The organism is Tardiphaga sp. GW821-FHT12E02, from assembly GCF_058807155.1.
Genome location: NZ_JBXAQK010000001.1, coordinates 1,556,966 through 1,577,850, shown reverse-complemented (window position 1 = coordinate 1,577,850; position 20,885 = coordinate 1,556,966). Strand labels below are relative to the sequence as shown.

Annotated in this window: 17 protein-coding genes; 11 read left to right on the top strand and 6 right to left on the bottom strand. The window is 62.0% G+C overall.

The annotated features are described in order from the left end of the window. Positions 1-17: 17 nt before the first annotated feature. Positions 18-1,196, bottom strand: coding sequence for an acetyl-CoA C-acetyltransferase (locus AC1RQ5_RS07435; RefSeq protein ID WP_398475514.1), 1,179 nt, complete (start codon positions 1,194-1,196; stop codon positions 18-20). A gap of 332 nt (positions 1,197-1,528) precedes the next feature. Between AC1RQ5_RS07435 and phaR the strand changes: the two genes are divergently transcribed. Beyond that, a complete protein-coding gene (gene phaR, locus AC1RQ5_RS07430) occupies positions 1,529-2,125 on the top strand; it encodes a polyhydroxyalkanoate synthesis repressor PhaR (RefSeq protein WP_398475511.1) in 597 nt (198 codons plus the stop codon). A gap of 76 nt (positions 2,126-2,201) precedes the next feature. Beyond that, positions 2,202-2,723, top strand: coding sequence for a methylated-DNA--[protein]-cysteine S-methyltransferase (locus tag AC1RQ5_RS07425; protein ID WP_493197956.1), 522 nt, complete (start codon positions 2,202-2,204; stop codon positions 2,721-2,723). Between the two features lie 122 nt (positions 2,724-2,845). Here AC1RQ5_RS07425 and AC1RQ5_RS07420 read toward each other — a convergent pair whose 3' ends face one another. Next, on the bottom strand, positions 2,846-5,653 hold the full coding sequence (locus AC1RQ5_RS07420; protein ID WP_493203342.1) for a [protein-PII] uridylyltransferase: 2,808 nt from the start codon (positions 5,651-5,653) through the stop codon (positions 2,846-2,848). A 266-nt stretch (positions 5,654-5,919) separates the two neighbouring features. Here AC1RQ5_RS07420 and AC1RQ5_RS07415 point away from each other — a divergent pair, with 266 nt between their 5' ends. The 4 genes from AC1RQ5_RS07415 (at position 5,920) to AC1RQ5_RS07400 (ending at position 9,276) form a co-directional block, all read left to right on the top strand. Further along, on the top strand, positions 5,920-6,894 hold the full coding sequence (locus tag AC1RQ5_RS07415; RefSeq protein ID WP_493197954.1) for an aliphatic sulfonate ABC transporter substrate-binding protein: 975 nt from the start codon (positions 5,920-5,922) through the stop codon (positions 6,892-6,894). A 188-nt stretch (positions 6,895-7,082) separates the two neighbouring features. Continuing rightward, on the top strand, positions 7,083-7,931 hold the full coding sequence (locus tag AC1RQ5_RS07410) for an ABC transporter permease (protein ID WP_493197952.1): 849 nt from the start codon (positions 7,083-7,085) through the stop codon (positions 7,929-7,931). After that, complete coding sequence (locus AC1RQ5_RS07405) at positions 7,931-8,710, top strand: ABC transporter ATP-binding protein (RefSeq protein ID WP_493197950.1); 780 nt, start codon at positions 7,931-7,933, stop codon at positions 8,708-8,710. The genes AC1RQ5_RS07410 and AC1RQ5_RS07405 overlap by 1 nt, the downstream gene beginning before the upstream one ends. Positions 8,711-8,766: 56 nt before the next feature. Continuing rightward, on the top strand, positions 8,767-9,276 hold the full coding sequence (locus AC1RQ5_RS07400) for an OsmC family protein (RefSeq protein ID WP_493197948.1): 510 nt from the start codon (positions 8,767-8,769) through the stop codon (positions 9,274-9,276). A gap of 10 nt (positions 9,277-9,286) precedes the next feature. On the opposite strand, the gene AC1RQ5_RS07395 is transcribed toward AC1RQ5_RS07400, so the two are convergent. From AC1RQ5_RS07395 to AC1RQ5_RS07385, 3 genes are all read right to left on the bottom strand, one after another. Then, positions 9,287-10,369 carry an acyltransferase family protein gene (locus tag AC1RQ5_RS07395; protein WP_493197947.1) on the bottom strand — a complete coding sequence of 361 codons (1,083 nt, stop codon included), beginning with the start codon at positions 10,367-10,369 and terminating at the stop codon, positions 9,287-9,289. A gap of 176 nt (positions 10,370-10,545) precedes the next feature. Continuing rightward, positions 10,546-11,055, bottom strand: a complete 510-nt coding sequence (rcdA, locus tag AC1RQ5_RS07390; RefSeq protein ID WP_493197945.1) for a protease adaptor protein RcdA — start codon at positions 11,053-11,055, stop codon at positions 10,546-10,548. A gap of 520 nt (positions 11,056-11,575) precedes the next feature. Continuing rightward, positions 11,576-11,767, bottom strand: coding sequence for a DUF1192 domain-containing protein (locus tag AC1RQ5_RS07385; protein ID WP_398475605.1), 192 nt, complete (start codon positions 11,765-11,767; stop codon positions 11,576-11,578). Between the two features lie 180 nt (positions 11,768-11,947). On the opposite strand from AC1RQ5_RS07385, the gene AC1RQ5_RS07380 reads away from it, so the two are divergent. The 3 genes from AC1RQ5_RS07380 (at position 11,948) to AC1RQ5_RS07370 (ending at position 17,662) form a co-directional block, all read left to right on the top strand. Continuing rightward, complete coding sequence (locus tag AC1RQ5_RS07380; RefSeq protein WP_493197944.1) at positions 11,948-12,946, top strand: NAD(P)H-quinone oxidoreductase; 999 nt, start codon at positions 11,948-11,950, stop codon at positions 12,944-12,946. 123 nt (positions 12,947-13,069) lie between these two features. Further along, positions 13,070-15,946: an EAL domain-containing protein gene (locus tag AC1RQ5_RS07375; protein WP_398475493.1), complete on the top strand. Its 2,877-nt coding sequence runs from the start codon at positions 13,070-13,072 to the stop codon at positions 15,944-15,946. A 132-nt stretch (positions 15,947-16,078) separates the two neighbouring features. Continuing rightward, on the top strand, positions 16,079-17,662 hold the full coding sequence (locus AC1RQ5_RS07370; protein ID WP_493197943.1) for a glycosyltransferase 87 family protein: 1,584 nt from the start codon (positions 16,079-16,081) through the stop codon (positions 17,660-17,662). A 3-nt stretch (positions 17,663-17,665) separates the two neighbouring features. Here the strand turns inward: AC1RQ5_RS07370 and AC1RQ5_RS07365 are convergent, their stop codons facing one another. Continuing rightward, positions 17,666-18,322 (bottom strand): YqgE/AlgH family protein, encoded by a 657-nt coding sequence (locus AC1RQ5_RS07365; RefSeq protein WP_398475489.1) that lies wholly within the window; start codon positions 18,320-18,322, stop codon positions 17,666-17,668. 155 nt (positions 18,323-18,477) lie between these two features. Between AC1RQ5_RS07365 and AC1RQ5_RS07360 the strand changes: the two genes are divergently transcribed. Together AC1RQ5_RS07360 and AC1RQ5_RS07355 are read left to right on the top strand one after the other, a co-directional pair. Next, entirely contained in the window at positions 18,478-19,308 is an 831-nt protein-coding gene (locus AC1RQ5_RS07360; protein ID WP_493197941.1) for a protein-disulfide reductase DsbD domain-containing protein, read from the top strand. 74 nt (positions 19,309-19,382) lie between these two features. Further along, the gene (locus AC1RQ5_RS07355; RefSeq protein WP_493197939.1) at positions 19,383-20,759 is read left to right on the top strand and encodes a flippase; all 1,377 of its coding nucleotides are present in this window, start codon (positions 19,383-19,385) and stop codon (positions 20,757-20,759) included. Positions 20,760-20,885: the final 126 nt, after the last annotated feature.

Sequence of the window (20,885 nt, the reverse complement as noted above, 5' to 3'; positions counted from 1 at the left end):
GCGCGCGTGCTGCCCTTTTAGTCGCGTGCAATGCACATCGCGATGCCCATGCCGCCGCCGATGCACAGCGTGGCGAGGCCCTTCTTCGAATCGCGCTTCTGCATTTCATGCAGCAGCGTCACGAGAACGCGTGCGCCTGACGCACCGACCGGATGGCCGATGGCAATCGCGCCGCCATTGACGTTGACCTTGGATGTATCCCAGCCGAGATCCTTGTTCACCGCACAAGCCTGCGCTGCGAAAGCCTCATTCGCTTCGATCAGGTCGAGATCGTTGATCGACCAGCCAGCCTTCTTCAGCGCGGCACGCGATGCCGGGATCGGGCCTGTGCCCATGATCTTCGGATCGACGCCGGCCTGGCCCCACGACACGATGCGGGCGAGCGGGGTGAGGCCTTCCTTGGCGGCCTGCTTGGCTGTCATCAGCACCACGGCGGCAGCGCCGTCATTGATGCCCGAAGCCGAACCCGCGGTGACGGTGCCTTCCTTGTCGAAGGCCGGGCGCAGCTTGGCCATGGCTTCGATGGTGGCGCCATGGCGCGGATATTCGTCGGTGTCGACGATGGTATCGCCCTTGCGGCCCTTGATGGTCACCGGAACGATCTCGTCCTTGAACTTACCGGCCTTCTGCGCGGCTTCCGCCTTCTGCTGCGACGCGACGGCGAATTCGTCCTGCTGCTGGCGGGTGATCTGGAACTGCTTGGCCACGTTCTCGGCGGTGTTGCCCATGTGATAGCCGTTGAAGGCATCCCACAGACCGTCCTTGATCATGGTGTCGACCAGCTCGGTCGAGCCCATCTTCACGCCGCCGCGCAGATACTGCGCATGCGGGGCCATGCTCATGGATTCCTGGCCGCCGGCGATAACGATCTCGGAGTCACCATTCATCAGCGCCTGATAGCCGAGTGCCACGGTACGCAGGCCGGAGCCGCACAGCATGTTGACGCCCCAGGCCGAGGTCTCGACCGGAAGACCGGCAGCGATCGCAGCCTGGCGCGCCGGGTTCTGCCCCTGCGCCGCGGTAAGGATTTGGCCCATGATGACTTCGGAGACGCGGGCCGGATCAAGCTTCGCACGCTCGAGCGCAGCCTTGATGGCAATCGCACCGAGATCATGTGCGGGCGTGGTTGCGAAAGCGCCGTTGAAGCTACCGACTGGTGTGCGGGCAGCGCTGACGATCACGACATCGTCTGACATGGGACATCTCCTGTTTTGTTGTTTTGAAAGTGGGCCTGTTCGACTTTGATCACGCCAGAACGGCTAAGCCGCAAGGCGCGCATCCTCTTAAAACTGGTAGCGATGTGTCAATTGAACCTGCGGGTATTTTCGGCCGCAGCGCAACAAAATTGGCACCAATGTCGCATTGCATAGCACAAAGATGCCGCGATTTTAACCGTGACGCACAAAACGGTAGCCGAGGCAGTTTGAAAGTGCTTACTTTATTGCATTGCGTTGTTCGACCACCCAATCCGATTGGCCTTTTTGGCGCGGTGCCGAAAGGTTTCCTGTTCCCGGTAGGTAAGTGAGCCATGGCGAAATCAGATCAACCCACCACCATCAAGAAATACGCGAACCGTCGGCTCTATAATACCGGAACGAGCACGTATGTGACGCTGGAAGACCTTGCCGCCATGGTGAAGGACGGCGAGGATTTTCTCGTCTACGACGCCAAGAGCGGCGACGACATCACCCGCCAGGTGCTGGCACAGATCATTTTCGAACAGGAAAACAAGGCCGGCCAGAATCTGCTGCCGACCACGTTCCTGCGCCAGCTGATCCGCTTCTATGGCGACAGCATGCAGATGGTCGTGCCGAAATATCTCGAACAGTCGATCGATTCGCTGACGCGCGATCAGGAGAAATTCCGCAAGCAGATGACGAACACGTTTTCGATGACGCCGTTCGCACCGCTGGAAGAAACCGTTAGGCGCAACATGGAGCTGTTTCAGCAGACCTTCTCCATGTTCAAGCCGTTCGTGCCCCCGCGCGGCGGCGCTGCAGCGGAGCCGGAAAAAGCACCGGAGCCGGCAGCTGGTGGCGGCGACAATATCGACGACCTGCGCCGCCAGATGAAAGAGATGCAGGACCGCCTCGAGCGCATGTCGCACGAGCCGAAGAGCGAATAAGTCTGCATCGGAAATCGGGACGACCCGCCGACCGTGGCAAGCTACGGTCGGCTTTTTCATGCAATGAGCCGATCCGATGGCAAAGCCCGTGACACCGATGCATCTCGACCGACTGGACACACCGATCGGCACGGCACTTTTGGTGACGAATGCAGATGGCGCACTGTGTGCGCTCGACTGGACAGACTACGAAGAGCGCCTCAATACCTCGCTGCGCCGCTATCTCAGCGCGGCACCGCTTGTGGATACGCCAGCCCCGAAATCGATTCGTCAGGCGTTGACGCGCTATTTCGGCGGCGATCTCGCTCAACTCGACACGATCCCGTGCCACATCCCTGGTACGACATTTCAGAGCAATGTCTGGACAGCATTGCGGAAGATTCCGGCGGGCACGACGCTCAGCTACGGCGCCCTTGCGGCGCAACTCGGCTCACCGGCAGCGATGCGCGCCGTCGGTCACGCCAATGGATCGAATCCTTTGAGCGTCGTCATCCCCTGCCATCGACTGATCGGCGCCAATGGCGCCCTTACCGGCTATGGCGGCGGCATCGAGCGCAAGCGCTGGCTGCTGCGGCATGAGGGTGTGGACGTGGCGTGACACTCAGCCCCTCATGGTGAGGAGGCGCGAAGCGCCGTCTCGAACCATGAGCTGGCTGCGCTCCAGCGTGTACCACCATCCTTCGAGACGAAGCTCCGCGGCTCCTCAGGATGAGGATGGAGTTAAGCCGCCGGCTTTTCCGCCGCCTCGCTATTCGCCAACAGATGGATCAGCGCCCGCTTGATTGCAGCCTGCCGCGTGGGCGCCGTGATTTGCGCGCCGAGCAGATCGGTCACATAGAACACGTCACGCGCGCGCTCGCCGAAGGTCGCCACATGGGCCGAGGCGATGTTCAGGTTCAGCTTCGAGATCGCCGTAGTGAGTTGATACAACAAGCCCGGACGATCGAGACCCGAGACTTCGATCACCGTATAGCGATCCGACCACTGATTGTTGACGATCACTTCCGGCTCGACCGTAAAGGCCCTCAGCGCAGCCTTCTTCGACGAATTCGACGACGCGCGCTTCGCTACCGTCTCAGGCAGCCGCACCTTGCCTTCCAGCACGTCCTCGATCATGTCGCCGATCCGCGTCGCACGGCGGCCTTCGTCGTCATCGCGGTCGTATTCGCGCGAGATGGCGATCGTATCGAGCGCACGTCCATCGGTAGTCGTGTAGATCTGCGCATCGACGATATTTGCGCCCGCCGCGGCGCAAGCGCCGGCGATGATCGACAGCAGCCAGGGATGATCGACGGCCAGGATCGTCAGCTCGGTCACGCCCCGGGCTTCGTCGAAGCCGACATTGATCGCCAGCTTGTGGCCGGCCTCTTCGCTCGCCTGCAGGAAACGTGCATGACGTATCTTGCGTTCGATATCGACCTTAAGCCAGTAAGCGGGATAGTGCCGCGAAATGTAGGAACTGAGCTGCGTCTCCGGCCATTCGGTGAAGGCGCGGCGGAATTCCGCCTGCGCGCCAGCGATGCGCTGGGCGCGGTTCACTTCCGAGAAGCCGCCGGTGAGCACCGGCTCGGTCTCGTAATACAGCGTGCGCAGCAGCTGCGCCTTCCAGCCGTTCCAGACTCCTGGCCCGACGCCGCGAATATCGGCCGTGGTCAAAATCGTCAGCAGCTTCATCTGCTCGACCGATTGCACGACAGCCGCAAAATTCTCGATGGTCTTGGTGTCTGACAGGTCGCGCGATTGCGCCACCGTGGACATCGTGAGATGTTCCTCGATCAGCCACGCGACAAGATCGGTATCGCCCGCATTGAAGCCGAGACGCGGACACAGTCGCCGCGCCACTTTGGCGCCAGCGATCGAATGATCCTCCGGCCGCCCCTTGGCGATGTCGTGCAGCAGCACGGTGACATAGATCACCGCACGATGCTCCGGGCGGATCTTGCGCATCAGGTCCGACGCCAGCGCGAACTCTTCATTGCCGCCGCGCTCGATCTCCTGAAGGATGCCGATGCAGCGGATGAGATGCTCGTCCACCGTATAGTGGTGATACATATTGAACTGCATCATGGAGACGATGCGGCCGAAGGCGCGGATGAAGTGGCCGAGCACGCCAGTCTCGTTCATCCGCCGCAGCACGATCTCGGCATTGTCCGAGGTCAGGATCTCCATGAAGATCTTGTTGGCTTCCGCGTCCTCGCGCACTTCCTGGGTGATCAGCCGCAGCGAGCGCGTCGCCGTGCGCATCGCATCGGGATGGAAGGCGAGATTGTTCTTCTGCGCCAGGCGGAAGAACCGCAGCAGATTGACCGGATCTTCCTTGAAGACATCGGGTGCTGCAAGATTGATGCGGTTGTTGTCGATGATGAAGGCATCGCTGCCAGGGACGCGGCGACGCTTGGTCTCCGGCCGCAGCTTGGCCATCATGCGCGTCAGCGCCGGCGCCGGCTTAGCCTGCTGGTCTTCCAGCTTGGCGCATAGGATCGCCGTGAGGTCACCAACTTCCTTGGCGATCAGGAAGTAGTGTTTCATGAAGCGCTCGACGTCCTGCATGCCGGGATGCGAGGTATAGCCCAGCCGCTGTGCGATCTCGCGCTGCAGATCGAAGGACAGCCGCTCTTCCGGCCGCTTAGTCAAGAAATGGATATTGCAGCGGACCGACCACAAGAAGTCTTCGCAGCGCTTGAAGGTACGGTACTCCTGCGCATCGAACACGCCACGCGCCACCAGCTCCTTGCTGTCGCGCACGCGATAGACATATTTCGCGATCCAGAACACCGTGTGCAGATCGCGCAAACCGCCTTTGCCGTCTTTAACATTCGGCTCGACCAGATAGCGCGACTGCCCGCCGCGGCGATGCCGCTCTTCGCGCTCGGCGAGTTTGGCAGCGACAAATTCGGCCGCAGTGCCCTGCACCACTTCCTCATCGAAACGCGTGACGAGTTCGTCGTACAGCGCCTTGTCGCCGGCAAGGAAGCGTGTCTCGAGGATCGCCGTGCGGATGGTCATATCGCCCCGCGCCTGACGGATCGACTCATCCACCGAGCGCGTGGCATGGCCGACCTTCAGCCCCATGTCCCACAGGCAATAGAGAATGACTTCGGCGACCTGCTCGCCCCAGGCGGTCTGCTTGTAGGGCAGCACGAACAACAGATCGATGTCCGACTCCGGCGCCATCAGGCCGCGGCCATAGCCGCCGGTGGAGACCACCGACATGCGCTCGCCGCTCGACGGCAGCGGCGCGTGATAGAGGTGCTTGATCGCCGCGTTGAACAGCAGGCGGATAATGTCGTCCTGCACGTCGCAGAGCCGCTCGGCGCAGCGCCGGCCGTGGCGGTCCTTCAGAAGCACCGCCTCGGCCGCCTCGCGCGCCGTCATCAATTCGGCTTTGAGGAGCTTTGCCAGTGCAGCGCGAAACAGGTCGCTCTTGCCGCGATGCTCCGCGGCGAGCGCGTCGATCTCGGCGGCGATCCGCACGGTATCGAATTTCACTTCGGGGGCCGTCTCGGTCTTCAGCGCAGCACTGTCCATAGGCATCCCGGATATCGGACGGCGCAAGCGCTGTCACGGTGATTGTCATCCAACAGTTAGTTCATGCTGCCATTTGCGCAATCGAAGAAACGGCATCCTCAAAGCGAGCGCTCTGGCACGCCATATCTTCTCGTTGACGAAAGAACATAAGCAATTGAAATTACACATAGTTTTTGCATTGCAGCGCGATGATGTCCGGGCGCTCCCGGCGCGTTGAACGGATGTTGTTGGCACGCAGAACGCATGTCATGTCAGGGGAGATTCGAATGTCCAGCCTATCACGGCGCGCTGTCGCCGGTTTGATTGCCGGTGCAGCACTGCTGCCCGCCACTGCGTTTGCCGCCGATCCGCTCAAGGAAATCCGGCTCGACTGGGCGACCTATAATCCGGTCTCCATCATCCTCAAGCAGAACGGCCTGCTCGAGAAGGAATTCGCCAAGGACGGCATCAAGATCACCTGGGTGCAATCGGCGGGCTCCAACAAGGCGCTCGAATTCCTCAATGCCGGCTCGATCGATTTCGGCTCCACTGCCGGCTCGGCCGCATTGGTCGCCAAGATCAACGGCAATCCGATCAAGTCGGTCTATGTCTATTCGCGGCCGGAATGGACCGCGCTGGTGACGACCAAGGACTCCAGGATCGCCTCCGTCGCCGATCTCAAGGGCAAGCGCGTCGCGGTGACCCGCGGCACCGACCCGCACATCTTCCTGGTGCGCGCGCTGCTCGACGCCAAACTCACCGACAAGGACATCACCCCGGTGCTGCTGCAGCATGCCGACGGCAAGGCCGCTTTGATCCGCGGCGATGTCGATGCATGGGCCGGCCTCGATCCGATGATGGCGCAGGCCGAGGTCGAGGACGGCGCAAAACTGTTCTTCCGCAAGCCCGAGGCCAATACCTGGGGCATCCTGAATGTGCGCGAGCAGTTTTTGAAGGACTATCCGGACGCGGCCCGCCGCGTACTCGCCGTCTATGAAGACGCGCGAAAATATTCGCTGGAGAATTATCCGGAGCTGAAGAAGGCTTTTATCGGCGTCACCAAGCTTCCTGAAGCCGTGGTCGACAAGCAGCTCAAGGAGCGCACCGAGCTCACCCACAGCCGCATCGGCGCGCCGCAGCGCGAGTCGATCCTCGCCGCAGGCCTCGCATTGCAGCAGGCGGGCGTGATCGACGCCAAGGTGGACGTGAAGGCGACGGTGGATGCGCTGATCGACGACCAGATCCCGTTGCCGAAGAGCTGAGCTGTGCAGCCAGCGATGGCTCTCTGTTGTCGTCCCCGCGAAAGCGGGGACCCGTAACCTCCGACGCCGTAGTTGAAACGGGATTTCGACCACGGCGTTCTGACTATCTCTCCAGTGTGTATGGATCCCCGCTTCCGCGGGGATGACATGGAGAGGATGCAAACAGCCCTGCGAGATCGCCGCCACCCATGACCATGACGCTGGAAACACCCGCCATTGAACACGCCGAGCCGGGCGAGCAGCTCGTGCCCGATCGGAGCTGGCAGCGCTTCGTGCGTCCCCTGCTCGGCATTGTCGTCCCGCTCGCCCTCGCAATCGCATGGGAGGCAGCTGTCTGGGCCGGCTGGTCGAACGGCCGCCTGGTGCCGCCGCCCTCGCGTGTGCTTGCCACCATCGCCGACCTCGCCCGCAGCGGTGAGCTCTCCAAGCACGTCACCACCACGCTATTCCGCGTGGCCGCCGGCTTCGGCTTCGGCGTCATCGCCGGCACGCTGCTCGGCGCCGTCTCCGGCTATTGGGGCATCGCCCGCCGCCTGCTCGATCCCTCGATCCAGGCATTGCGCGCCATTCCCTCCATCGCCTGGGTGCCGCTCTTCATCCTCTGGCTCGGCATCTTCGAGACCTCGAAAGTAGCCCTCATTGCCGTCGGCGTGTTCTTCCCTGTCTATCTCGGCGTAATGGGCGCCATCCTCTCGGTCGATCGCAAGATCGTCGAGGTCGGCCGCACGTTCCGCCTCTCCGGACCCGCCATGATCCGCCGCATCCTGCTGCCAGCGGTGCTGCCGGCCTATGTCGTCGCGCTGCGCGTCGGCCTCGGGCTCGGCTGGATGTTCGTAGTCGCCGCCGAATTCATGGGCGCCTCCGAAGGGCTCGGCTATCTCCTGATCGACGGCCAGCAGCTTGGCAAACCCGCGCAGATCCTCGCCGCCATCACCATCTTCGCGCTGCTCGGCAAGACCACCGACTGGCTGATCGAGCGCCTCACCGCGCCCCTGCTGCGCTGGCAGGACTCCTTCCGTCCGGGTGGAGAAACCTGATGCTGACCCTCGACCATGTCGGCAAGACCTATCCCAACGGCGTCCATGCGCTGGAGCGCTTCAACGCACGCATCCCGCAGGGCGAGATCATCGCCATCATCGGCGGCTCCGGATGTGGCAAGTCCACGTTGCTGCGCGCTGTCGCAGGGCTCGACCGCGCTTCCAATGGCACGATCCGGATCGACGACATCAACATCGCCGCGCCGCACGAAAAGATCGGCATCATCTTCCAGGAGCCGCGGCTGCTCCCCTGGCTGAACGTCGCCGACAATATCGGTTTTGGCCTCGCCCACCTGCCCACATCCGAACGCCGCGAGAAGGTCGATCAAGCGCTGGCCCGCGTCGGCCTGTCCGACAAGGCAAAAGCGTGGCCGCGCGAACTCTCCGGCGGTCAGGCGCAACGCGTCGCCATCGCCCGCGCCTTGGTGCCGCAGCCGGAAGTGTTGTTGCTCGACGAACCGTTCTCCGCCCTCGACGCCTTTACGCGACGTGATCTGCAGGATCATCTGCTCGACCTGTGGGCCGATACGCGGCCAACGTTGATCCTCGTCACCCACGATGTGGATGAAGCCGTGGTGCTTGCCGATCGCGTGCTGGTCATGCGGCCGCGCCCGGGAAGACTGTTTGCCGAAATCGATGTCGGCCTTGCCCGACCGCGAGATCGCGCTTCGCCGTTGTTTGATGCCGTGAAGAAACGCGTGCTGACGGCACTCGATCGTTCGCTCGATCGCAACGTGCCAGATCAGCCCCCTGCCGAGGCCGTCGGCGCCTGGTGGTGACATCGTCACGCTGCACGACTAAAAGCTGCAACTAATAAATCGCAGGGAGAGACATCATGGACGCCGCAACGCTCCGCGCCACCCAGGCGCCGATCAAGGAACGCTACAAGACCGATCCGCAGGCCGCCTTCATCACGCTGAAAGCCAAGGGCTCCATCGACAATGACGGCATCGCCTGCAAGGTCGAAACCGGCCGGCAGATCGCCGCCGCCGGCCTGCATCCGGCGACGGGCGGCTCCGGCCTCGAACTCTGCTCCGGCGACATGCTTCTGGAAGCGCTCGTCGCCTGTGCGGGCGTCACACTGAAATCCGTCGCTACCGCCGTCGAGATTCCTTTGAAGTCCGGCAATGTCGTTGCCGAAGGCGATCTTGATTTCCGCGGCACGCTGGGCGTCGATAAGGAAGCCCCGGTCGGCTTCGCCGAAATCCGCCTCCGCTTCGACGTCGAGACCGACGCGCCACAGGACAAGCTCGACCTGCTGCTCAAGCTCACCGAGCGCTACTGCGTCGTCTACCAGACCATCAAGAATGGCCCGAAGGTATCGGTGGCGCTCAACAGGGTGTGACGGCGGCGCGTCATGAGGACCCAACAGCCGGCCGCCTCGGCGAGAACAGGCTCACCAGCGCCCGGCGGCCCGGCATCTCCACCAGCCGGTAGCTGAGCTCCGCCAGCACCAGAATGACGGCAAAGGCGACCAGCGAGGCGGCGATATAGACCCACTCCTGCTGACCATTCAGTCGCCAGGTGCGGATGGCAAAACTCACAAAGAGCGGGTGGATGAGATAGATCGAATAGGAGATGATGCCGAGCCGGTAGACCAGCGCATTGCCGAACAGCAGCTGCGCCATCCGGCCGTCGCGCGACAGCACGGCGACCAGCGGAATGTAGAGCAGATACATCAGGCGATCGCTGGCATCGGCGATACCGACAGCGATGATGGCGAGCGGGAGCGCGATCACGAGCATGTCCTGCACCGACGCCGACAGGCGGTCGACGAGATATCCAAATCGGAAGATGACGAGGCCAAGCGCGAAGCCGCACACGGCGCGCAACATCGGATACAGCGAATTGCCATTGACCACATCGAGCGGCCCGCCCGATCCACGGCCCGTGATGCTCACCGCATAGATGCCGACAAGTGCGGCGACCACCGCGAGCAGCGCGATCCATCGATGCCTGCTCTGCGTCCATGGCATCAAGAATGGCAACAGCAGATAGGAGCCCATCTCCGCGCTTGCGGCCCAGGCCACGCCGATGATCGGAAAAATATAAAGACCCCAGCCGGACAGCATGAACAGATTGCCGAACCAGTCCCATGCCGAATACATGCCGAGCTTTTCGCCGGAGAGGTCGGCTGCGATCTTGGCGACATAGAACAGGCCAATGACGAAATAAGCGGGATACAAGCGCGCCACGCGCTTCAGCATGAAATTGGCAAACACCTTGCCGGTGAGATGCTGGAACGTCTCGCGATAGTTCAGCGCCATCACATAGCCGGACAGCATGAAGAACATGTCCACCAGCAGATAGCCGTAGGGGATGCGGAAGAACGAGCCGGTGCCGCCGGTGGCGAGCTGCACGTCACCGAAATGATAGACGACAATCACCGCAGCAGCGACGCCACGCACGCCGGTCAATGCCCTGATGTCGTCAGCCATGAAAAAAGCCCCTGCTCTGCCGGTCCATGTCTAGCGCATGAGCGGGAGAGAGGGGCGTAAAATTTCGATGAACCGTAGGGCCGATTAGCGAAGCGTAATGCGCCGCGGAGTTTCAGCTACGTGCTCGGCCGGCGGATTGCGCCTTCGGCTGATCCGCCCTACGGCTGAGCAATATTTCAGCGCTCGAACGCAGCCCGCAGACGGTTGAGCTGCGGCATCAGCGGATTGCCGATCGGTGCTGGCTCTGAGGCAGCGTGAATATTTGTGTCGAGACGACGCACCTTGGTCTGCAGGGTCATCGAACGCGCGATCAGGACCTGCAGCTGTTCCGGCAGCTTCAAGAGCATGTCTTCCGGGCTTGGATCCGCGGCGCTGAGCTTGACCTTGGTCTTTTCGCGATTGGCCTGCGACAGCGTCATTTCGCCCTCCTTCACCGCGCGGTGCAGCAGCAGCCACGAAGCGAGCTGCATCAGGCGGGTGGTGAGGCGCATGCTTTCGGTCGCATAAGTGAGACTCACCGAACGATCCAGTGCCTTGGCTTCGGTGCGGCCGATGCCATCGAGATAAGCGGCGGTTTCTTCCACGAGGTCCATGCCCTCACGGAACAGCACACCGAAGGCGGCGGAGTTGGTCAGCCGCTCGCTGAACTGGACGAGAGCAGGTTCGCTCTGCAGACGATCCGTCATGGTTAACGCCTCACGCAATTGATTGAGCAACCGACTCTTTGGCCGGTCGTCTTATGATGAACAAATCATTGCGTAGGGAACGCCGAGAGTCCAGCGGCCGAAAAATTAAAGAAAGGTTTATGGTTTAAATGCGCGAGCGCGCGTGACGCCAAAAAAAGAGCCGCCGTTTCCGGCGGCTTTAAAGTTGATAACAGGGAGGCGTCAAACAGAGTGGACAGGAGCCACTCGGTGTCCAAACAAGGACAATTTGAGTAATATGCGAGAAAGCTTAATTGCACGTAAATCTGTGGGGATTTGTTAGCTATCGCAGCGTGGAAACATGTACCGAAATGGGACGCTCGCGGATGTGTGATTGATAGTTGGCGCAATAAACACGCACTCTTCATGATTAGGAGGCGCAAAGCGCCGTCTCGAACCATGAGATGGCTTGGCTCCGGAATTCGACGCCCTCCTTCGAGACGCGCGCGATGCGTGCTCCTCAGGATGAGGGCGGAGTGGAAATTGTCGTTTCAGAAAATCATCACGACTTGAAGAACCGGTCCGCCGCATCGCGCGTGGCGCGCTTCAGGTTCATGCTCGACTGCAAACGGGCGATCTCCCCGTTCAACAATTCGATCCGGGCCGCCAATTCTTCCACAGACAATTGCGAGAGGTCCTGCCCGATCTCGTGACCGACCTGCTTCTTCGGCCGTTCGTCATCTTGGATCGCCATCGTCATCTCCAGAATCGTAGCCCGGACAAAGCGCATCGCAATCCGGACATGTCGAGCCAGTTGAAGCACCGGTAGCCGGGTTACGCTCTGCTCCACCCAGGCTACACGCATCCGCCGGTTGCCAGTCCCACCGAGGCTCACTAATCAGTGGGACCACCTCATCACCCGCAAGGACAAATCATGGAACAGCTGCCCGCGCAAATGACCGTCGTCGCCATCAGCAAGCCGGGCGGCCCCGAGGTCCTGATCCCGGAAACCCGCGATGTGCCCAAGCCCGGCCCCGGTGAAATCCTGGTCAAGGTGGGCGCTGCCGGCGTCAACCGTCCGGACGTGGCGCAGCGTTCCGGCAGCTATCCGCCGCCGCCCGGCGCCAGCGACCTGCCCGGCCTCGAAATCGCAGGCACCGTGGTTGCGCTCGGTGATGGCGCCACCAAGCACAAGCTCGGTGACAAGGTGATGTCGCTGGTCGCCGGCGGCGGCTATGCGCAATATTGTATCGCACAGGACGCCCAGGCGATGCCGGTGCCCGAAGGCTTCTCCATGCTGGAAGCCGGCGCCACCGCCGAAACGCTGATGACCGTCTGGCACAATGTGTTCGAGCGTGGCGGCCTCACCGCCGGTGAAACCCTGCTGATCCATGGCGGCTCGTCCGGCATCGGCACCATGGCGATCCAGCTCGCCAAGGCTTTCGGCGCCAAGGTGATCGTCACCGTCGGCTCCCAGGACAAGGCGGATGCCTGCCTCAAGCTCGGTGCCGATCATGCGATCAATTACAAGACCGATGATTTCGTCGAGCGGGTGAAGGACATCACCAACAAGGCCGGCGTCGAGCTGATCCTCGACATGGTCGGCGGCGACTATGTGGACAAGAACTTCGACGCCGCCGCCGTCGATGGCCGGATCGTCCAGATCGCCGTGCTGAACGGCCCCAAGGCGACCATCAACCCCGCCAAGATCATGGTAAAACGGCTGCATTATACCGGCTCGACCCTGCGCCCGCGGACCAATGAGGCCAAGGCCGCCATGGTGTCGGCCATCGAGGCCAAGGTTCTGCCATTGCTCCAGGCTGGCAAGGTCAAGCCCTTGATGGACAGCACTTTCCCGCTGGAGAAGGCCGCCGACGCCCATCAGCGAATGGAAACCAGCGCACATATTGGCAAAATTGTGTTGCAGGTTTAGCGCTGGAGAAGAGTGTTAAACCCTTTGATTTGTTATGCTTTCGTGTCATTTATCGAGCCTTCGATAAATGACACGCGCGGGGCGATGGCGCGGTCCACGGATTGGTGATCGCGGAACATGACAATGCGTTTGGTCAGGTGGCTTGCGCCCTTTGCGCTCAGCCTCATGATGATGGTTGCCGCGGCTCCTGCGCGCGCGGTTGATGCTGTCAGCGTCCGCGGCGACGCGCCTGCCATCGATCTCACCGGCGTTCTCGATTTCCAGCATAGCGAGACCGACAGGATCCAGGTGTCCACCGCGCCCGGCACCGACGGCATCGTCCGCCGCGTCGAAGTGCGCGGCCGCGAAGGCGGCCAGAACTGGGTCGTGTTCGCGCTCGCCAACAACACCGACGACCAGCTCGATCGCCTGATCGTCGCGCCGCATTACCGCATGGTGAATTCGGGCCTGCTGTGGCCGGACCTTGGCCTTTCGCGCATCGCCACGATCACGCCGTCCACCGGCGATCGCCCGGAACGGCAGGACAGCGCCACCGCGGACGTATTCCGCGTCACGCTCGATCCCGGCGCCGTCATTACCTTCGTCGCTGAGCTACGTACCGACAAGCTGCCGCAGCTCTACCTGTGGGATCCGGAGTCCTACAAGGACAAGGTCAATTCCTTCACGCTGTATCAAGGCATCGTCATCGGCATTTCCGGCTTGCTGGCGCTGGTGCTGACGATCCTGTTCGTGGTGAAGGGCAGCATCATGTTCCCCGCCGCCGCGGCGCTGGCCTGGGCCGTGCTGGTCTATATCGGGGTCGATTTCGGCTTCTGGGGCAAAGTGCTCGACATGTCGCAAGGCGCCGAGCGCGTCTGGCGCGCTTCGGGCGAAGCGATATTGGCCGCAACGCTGCTGGTGTTCCTGTTCGCCTATCTCAATCTCAACCGCTGGCATGTACGCTATTCGCATATCACGCTGGCCTGGCTCGTCTTCCTCGGCTCGCTGGTCGGTCTCGCGCTGTTTGATCCCGCGGTCGCATCAGGCATCGCGCGCATCTCGCTGGTGCTGATCGCCTTCGTCGGCTTCGGCTTGATCCTCTATCTCTCGACCCATGGCTTCGACCGCGCGGTATTGCTGATCCCGACCTGGTTCCTGCTGGTGGTGTGGGTGGTCGCATCGGGCATGGCCGTTGGTGGCGCCGTCACCAATGATATCGTGGGCCCGGCTTTGCTCGGCGGCCTCGTGCTCATCGTGATGCTGATCGGGTTCACGGTGATGCAGCACGCTTTCGCTGGCGGCGGCGCCAGCAATGGCATCGTCTCCGACGTCGAGCGCCGCGCGCTGGCCCTGACCGGCTCGGGCGACCTGATCTGGGACTGGGACGTCTCCGCCGACAAAGTCTTCACCAGCGCCGAGACGGAAGCCCTGCTGGGACTCAAACGCGGCACGCTGGAAGGCCCGGCTTCCGACTGGCTCGAAATCCTCCACCCGCTCGATCAGGATCGTTTCCGCGCCGCCCTCGACAGCGTGCTGGATCAGCGCCGCGGCCGTCTCGTGCAGGATTTCCGCTTGCGCACGCCCGACGGCCACTTCATGTGGTTCGCGCTGAAGGCGCGCCCGGTAGTCGGCTCCGATGGCGAAGTAACCCGCGTGGTCGGCACGCTCACCGATGTCACCGAGAGCAAGAATGCCGAGGAGCGCATGCTGCACGACTCGGTCCATGACAATCTCACCGGCCTCCCGAACCGGAAGCTCTTCATTGACCGCCTGAACGCTTTGGCCAATTTCGCCAAGACCATGCCGAATTTGAAGCCGACGATCATGGTGATCGATCTTGATCGCTTCAAACAGGTGAACGACTCCGTCGGCATCGCGGTAGGCGACTCCATCCTTCTGACGCTGGCACGCCGCCTCACCCGTATTCTCAAGCCGCAGGACACGCTGGCCCGCATCGCCGGCGATCAGTTCGGCCTGATCCTGATGTCCGAGCAGGACTCGGCCAAGATCACCGCTTTCGCCGAGACGATCCGCAAGACGATCCGCGCACCGATCGCCTTCAACGACCGTGAGATCTTCCTTACGGCATCCATCGGTCTCGCGCTGTCTGATCCGACAACGCCTGTCACCGATGAGCTGATCAAGGATGCCGAGCTTGCGATGTATCACTCCAAGCGCATCGGCGGCGATCGCATCGACGTCTACAAGCCGGCCATGCGCGCCCGCAAGACCGATCGTCTGACACTGGAATCCGAACTCCGCCGCGCCATCGAGCGACAGGAAATCACCATCCTGTATCAACCGATCGTGCGTCTCGAGGATCGCTCCATCGCCGGTTTCGAAGCGTTGGCGCGTTGGGATCATCCAAAACTCGGCCGCATGTCGCCGGTGGAATTCATTGCGATTGCCGAAGAGATCGGCCTGATTATCGATCTCGGCATGTTCGTGCTCGACCAGACCGCGCGCCAGCTCGCGATCTGGCAGCGCGCCATGCGTGCGCGCGATCCGATCTTTGCCAGCGTCAATGTCTCCTCACGCCAGCTGCTGCGCCACGATCTCCTGCACGACATCCGCACCGTGCTGTCGCGCTCCTCGGTCGCCCGCGGCACGCTCAAGCTGGAGCTGACAGAGTCGCTGGTGATGGAGAATCCGGAACACGCCGCCCAGATGCTGCAGCGGATCCGCGAACTCGGCACTGGCCTATCGCTCGACGATTTCGGCACCGGCCATTCGTCGCTGTCCTATCTGCAGCGTTTCCCGTTCGACACGCTGAAGATCGACCAGTCCTTCGTCCGCACCACCTCGCGCGGTACTCGTCCGGTGATCCTGAAATCGATCATCGCCATGGCCCACGACCTCGGCATGGATGTCGTCGCCGAAGGCGTCGAGACGGATTCGGATGCGGTGGAGCTGTATCAGCTCGGCTGCGAATACGCCCAGGGCTTCGCATTCGGCGAACCGATGGACGCCGATGCGGCGATGCGGTTGCTGACGGAAGAACGGTTGGAAACGGCGAGCTGATAAACGCGCCGGCCAAAGCATTGCCCGGATGCGGCAAAGCGCCGTCCCGTTCACGCAATCACCTTAGCAGATCCTTAATGGCACGCGCGTAGGTAGCTTCCTGCACTCATCCATGAGCTGCGGGGGGATTTCGTGACAATCATCGGCATCGATGGGCCGCGGCCTGTCGCGCTCTCCGCGCGTGTGCATCCTAGATGGCTGGTGTCCTTTGTTGTCATCGCGTGCAGCATGGCGCTCGGGGCGGCCTATGCCGGCTTTGCCGGTGAAGACGTCAACTGGGATTGGCAGAACTATCACCACTACAATGTCTGGGCTTTGCTGAACGGCCGCTACGACCACGACGTGGTTCCGCCGGGCTTTCAGACCTATTTCAACGCCTATATCTATTTCCCCTGGTACTATCTGCGCGAAATGCTGCCGCCGATTGCTGCCGGCATGATCATGGGCGCCGTGCACGGGCTCAATCTTGCGCTGATCTACTGGCTGGCGCGTTGCGTGCTCGGCAATGCGGCGAGTGTCATGAGCATCGCAGCCATCTTGCTGCTGGCCGCGTCCGGCCCGATGACGCTTTCGGAAACCGGCACCAGCTTCGCCGATATTCTCACCGCCATCCCGATCATCGCCGGCCTGATCCTTATACTGGCGCACGACGATGTCCGGCCATGGCCCTATATCGGCGCCGGCCTTTTGATCGGCCTCGCACTCGGGCTCAAGCTCACCAATATCGTGTTCGCCATCGGCCTCGGCGCAGCAGCATTGGCCGCCTCGCGCCCGCTGCCGGCGATGATCTATCTCGCCATCGGCGGCGCGATCGGCACCTTGCTCGGCGGCGGCGCCTGGGGCCTGATGCTGTGGCGGGAATTCGGTAATCCGCTGTTTCCACTACTGGCCGGCCTGTTTCCATCGCCCGAACTGCCGTCAGTGACGATCCTCGATCGCCAATTCATTCCGCGCAGTTTTCTCGACGGTCTGGCCTATCCGTTTTATTGGCTGATGGGCGATTACCGGAGTTCGGAATTCCCGTTCCGTGACGCGCGCTTCGCGATCCTCATGCTGCTGATCCCGCTCACGATCGCTGCCCACCTCAAGGCTGGGCGAACATTGTTCTCGCGGCGCGAATGGCAGCTGATCCTGTTCTTCGCTGCCGCCTATGCCCTGTGGTTGGCCCTGTTTGCGATCCATCGCTACATCGTGGCGCTCGAACTGCTGATCGCGCCGCTGATCGTGATAATCCTGCTGCGCTGCTGCAGTGCCTTCGGCTTGTCCGTCCGGTTTGCCGGGCTTGCAAGCCTCACCATCGCGATCGGTGCGGCGCTATGGCTGCAGCCCGCTGACTGGTGGCGAAGGCCGTGGTCGACGCCGTATCGGCCGGCCATTCCGGCCGAGCTGAAGCAAGCCGCCACCTATTTACTGCTCGACAAGCCGCTCGCCGTGATGGCGCCGTTCCTACCGGCGGGCTCGCGCTTCTATCAACTCGCAGACATCGCCATGCCGATCATGCCGAACGGCAAGTTTGATCGCCGCATCCGCGAGGCCATGACTATGCCGCTGCCAGGCGGAGTCTGGGCCATGCATATCAAGGGAAGACCGCCGCGCAACGAAGCATTGGCGACTTATGGATTGGTGATCGATGTGGCACGGCCGTGCGTGGAGATGGAAGGCCCGCAGCTGACGACAATCAATGTCGCCTGCGCGCTGATTCCAGCTGTGCGCTGAATGTCAGGCGTGCCCGGCTTCGGCCGACAGCGTGCCCGGTGCGACGCCGATCTTCTGCAGCGCGCGCATATACTTTTCGTCGATATCGGTGCCGAAGATCAGGTCATCGTCGGCCGCGCAATGTAGCCAGCCATTGCCCTGGATCTCGTCCTCGAGCTGGCCCGGTGCCCATCCGGCATAGCCAAGCGCGAGAATGGCGTGCTTCGGCCCGCCGCCATTGGCGATGGCGCGCAGAATGTCGACGGTCGCCGTCAGGCAGATGCCATCATCGATCGGCAGTGTCGCATCATCGATGAAGAAATCGCTGGAATGCAGCACAAAGCCCCGCCCCGTCTCCACGGGCCCCCCCTTCAGCACTTTCATGCTTTCGGCGCTTTCCGGGAGTTTGATATTGTCGGCGTCGTCGATGATCTCGAGTTGCGCCAGCAGTTCAGGGAAGTCGATGCTGCCGGCCCGACGATTGACAATGATGCCCATGGCCCCTTCTGACGAATGAGCACAGACATAAATCACCGAACGCGCGAAGCGCTCGTCGTCCATCACCGGCATCGCAATGAGGAGCTGGCCATCGAGATAGCTGCCAGCGTCATCCACGGCACCCAGGCTGACTGGGCGGGATTTGGCGGGGCTCTTACGGCTTCGCTTGCGAGTGGGTTCCATCAGCAAGGCGCTCTCATGTTATTCGTTCATCCTGATATCGAGGCCGGTTGCTGTCAATCCGCCTTCGGCGGCGCACAGCAGAACGGCATCACAAGCAGTTCAATAGCTTAAGTTAGGTTTGGGGTTATGACAGGCTACCCTTGTAAGGACGTCTGATGATCGTTTCGGTTCCGCATCACATTGTCGCTGCCTGCGCTTTCGGCCTCTTGCTGGCCTCTCCAGCGGCGCATGCCAACGACGCGTCGCCCTGGCAGACAGACAGTCATTCGCAGATCAGGCTTGTGGCAGGCTCGCGTAGTGGTCCGGTCATGCTCGGCGGGATTGCAATCCAGTTGCAGTCGGGCTGGCATACCTACTGGCGCAATCCCGGCGATTCCGGTGTACCGCCGCGCTTCGATTTCTCGAAATCCGACAATCTCGACAGCGTCACAATTCTCTGGCCGGCCCCGGTAAAATTCGACGATGGCGCCGGTGGCGAGTCGCTCGGCTACGAAAAGCAGGTGCTGCTGCCGATGCGCGTGGTGGCCAAGGATGCGGGTAAGCCGGTCGTGGTCCGCGCTGCGATCTCCTACGCGGTGTGCGAAAAGATCTGCATTCCGGTCGAAGCCAGTGCCGAGCTGGCCTTCACCAGCGTGGCGTCCACCGAGGATGGCGCATTGACGGCCGCCCTCGATACCGTCCCGAAGCCTGCGACTATCGGCGACAACAACCCACTCACCGTACGCGACGTGAAGCGCGAAGGTAAAAATGTATTGGTTGATGTGACGGCCCCCGAAGGCAAGACGCCGAATCTCTATGCCGAGGGGCCGACAGCGGACTGGGCGCTGCCGATCCCGAAGCTCGACAAGCACAGCCCTGCAGGTGTGAAGCGGTTCAGCTTTGAACTCGACGGCCTACCCTCCGGCGCGACCGCGGATGGCGCTACGCTGAAGCTGACGCTGGTTGGGACCGACAAGGCCTATGAGTACAATGTGACGCTGCCGTAGAGGCTGCCACCCGAAATTAACGTCTCCCTGCTACGCGAAACCTTCGCCGCCTTCCTGCGGCGGAGGAGCCCGTCGTGGCCGTGATGGATGCCGACCCCGCACAATCAACGCCACCGGCCGGGCTCATGGCCCGTCTCCGCGGCCTGTTCTCTGGCTCTGGCGAAGCCTCGCTGACACGCAGGCTGGCCGGCACCATCTTCCTCATTCGCGTCATTTCCGCAGGCCTTGCCTATTTCTCGCAGATCCTGCTCGCCCGCTGGATGGGCTCCGGCGACTACGGCGTCTATGTCTATGTCTGGACCTGGGTGCTGCTGCTCGGCTCCATGCTCGATTTCGGCATCGCCGCCTCGGCGCAAAAGATCATTCCGGAATATCGCCTGAGCGGTGATCACGCCTTGCTGCGGGGCTTCCTCTCCGGCAGCCGGTGGTTCACCGGCCTCGCTTCTGGGGCGGTCGCGCTGTTGCTCGCCGGCCTGGTGAAGCTGCTGTCGCCCTGGATCGACGCCAACACCGTTGTGCCGCTCTATCTCGGCTGCCTCACGCTTCCGGCTTTCGTGGTTGCCAATACCCAAGATGGCATCGCGCGTTCACATGACTGGATGCGGCTCGGCCTGATGCCGCAATTCATCGTGCGGCAGGGCCTGATCATCGGCTTCACCGCCGGCGCCTTTGCGCTCGGTCTTCAACTCGGCGCAGTCGTAGCGATGGGAGCGAGTGCCGCAGCAGTTTGGCTTGCGATGATCGGCCAGATGATCGTGCTGAACCGGCGGCTTGGCGCGCATGTGGAAGCCGGACCGAAGCAACATGACTATCGCGGCTGGTTGAAAGTTTCGCTGCCGATCCTGCTGGTCGAGAGCTTTTATCTGCTGCTGTCCTACACCGACGTGCTGGTGCTCGAACGCTTTGTGTCGTCCGAGGAGGTCGGCGTCTATTTCGCCGTGGTTAAGACGCTCGCACTGGTATCGTTCATTCACTACGCGATGTCGGCGACCACAGCCCATCGCTTCACCGAGTATCACGCCACCGGTGACAAGGAACGGCTCGCCGCCTATGTGATGCATTCCATCAAGTGGACGTTCTGGCCATCGCTCGCGGCGACGCTGGTGCTGCTGGCGTTTGGCAAGCCGTTGTTGTGGCTGTTCGGACCGCAATTTACGGCGGGCTATGACATCATGTTCATCGCTGCTATCGGCCTCGTCGTGCGCGCAGCGATCGGGCCGATGGAGCGTCTGCTCAACATGCTCGGCCACCAGAACGCCTGCGCGCTGGCCTATGCGTCGGCCTTTGTGATGAACCTGGTGCTGTGCCTGCTGCTGATCCCGCATTTCGGTGGTCATGGTGCCGCAGCAGCGACCTCGATTGCGCTGACGTTTGAGACTGTGCTGCTGTTCTGGATCGTGCGCCAGCGGCTCGGGCTGCATGTACTGGCGTTTGGGAAGCGCTCCTCTTAACCTCTCCCCGCATCTTGCGCGGGGAGAGGTCGGCGCGCCTTCGCGCCGGGTGAGGGGCATGGCACACGGCCAGCCTATTGTTCTGAACTATCGGATCGGACTTGCAGAACTGAGCGAGCCGAGAGA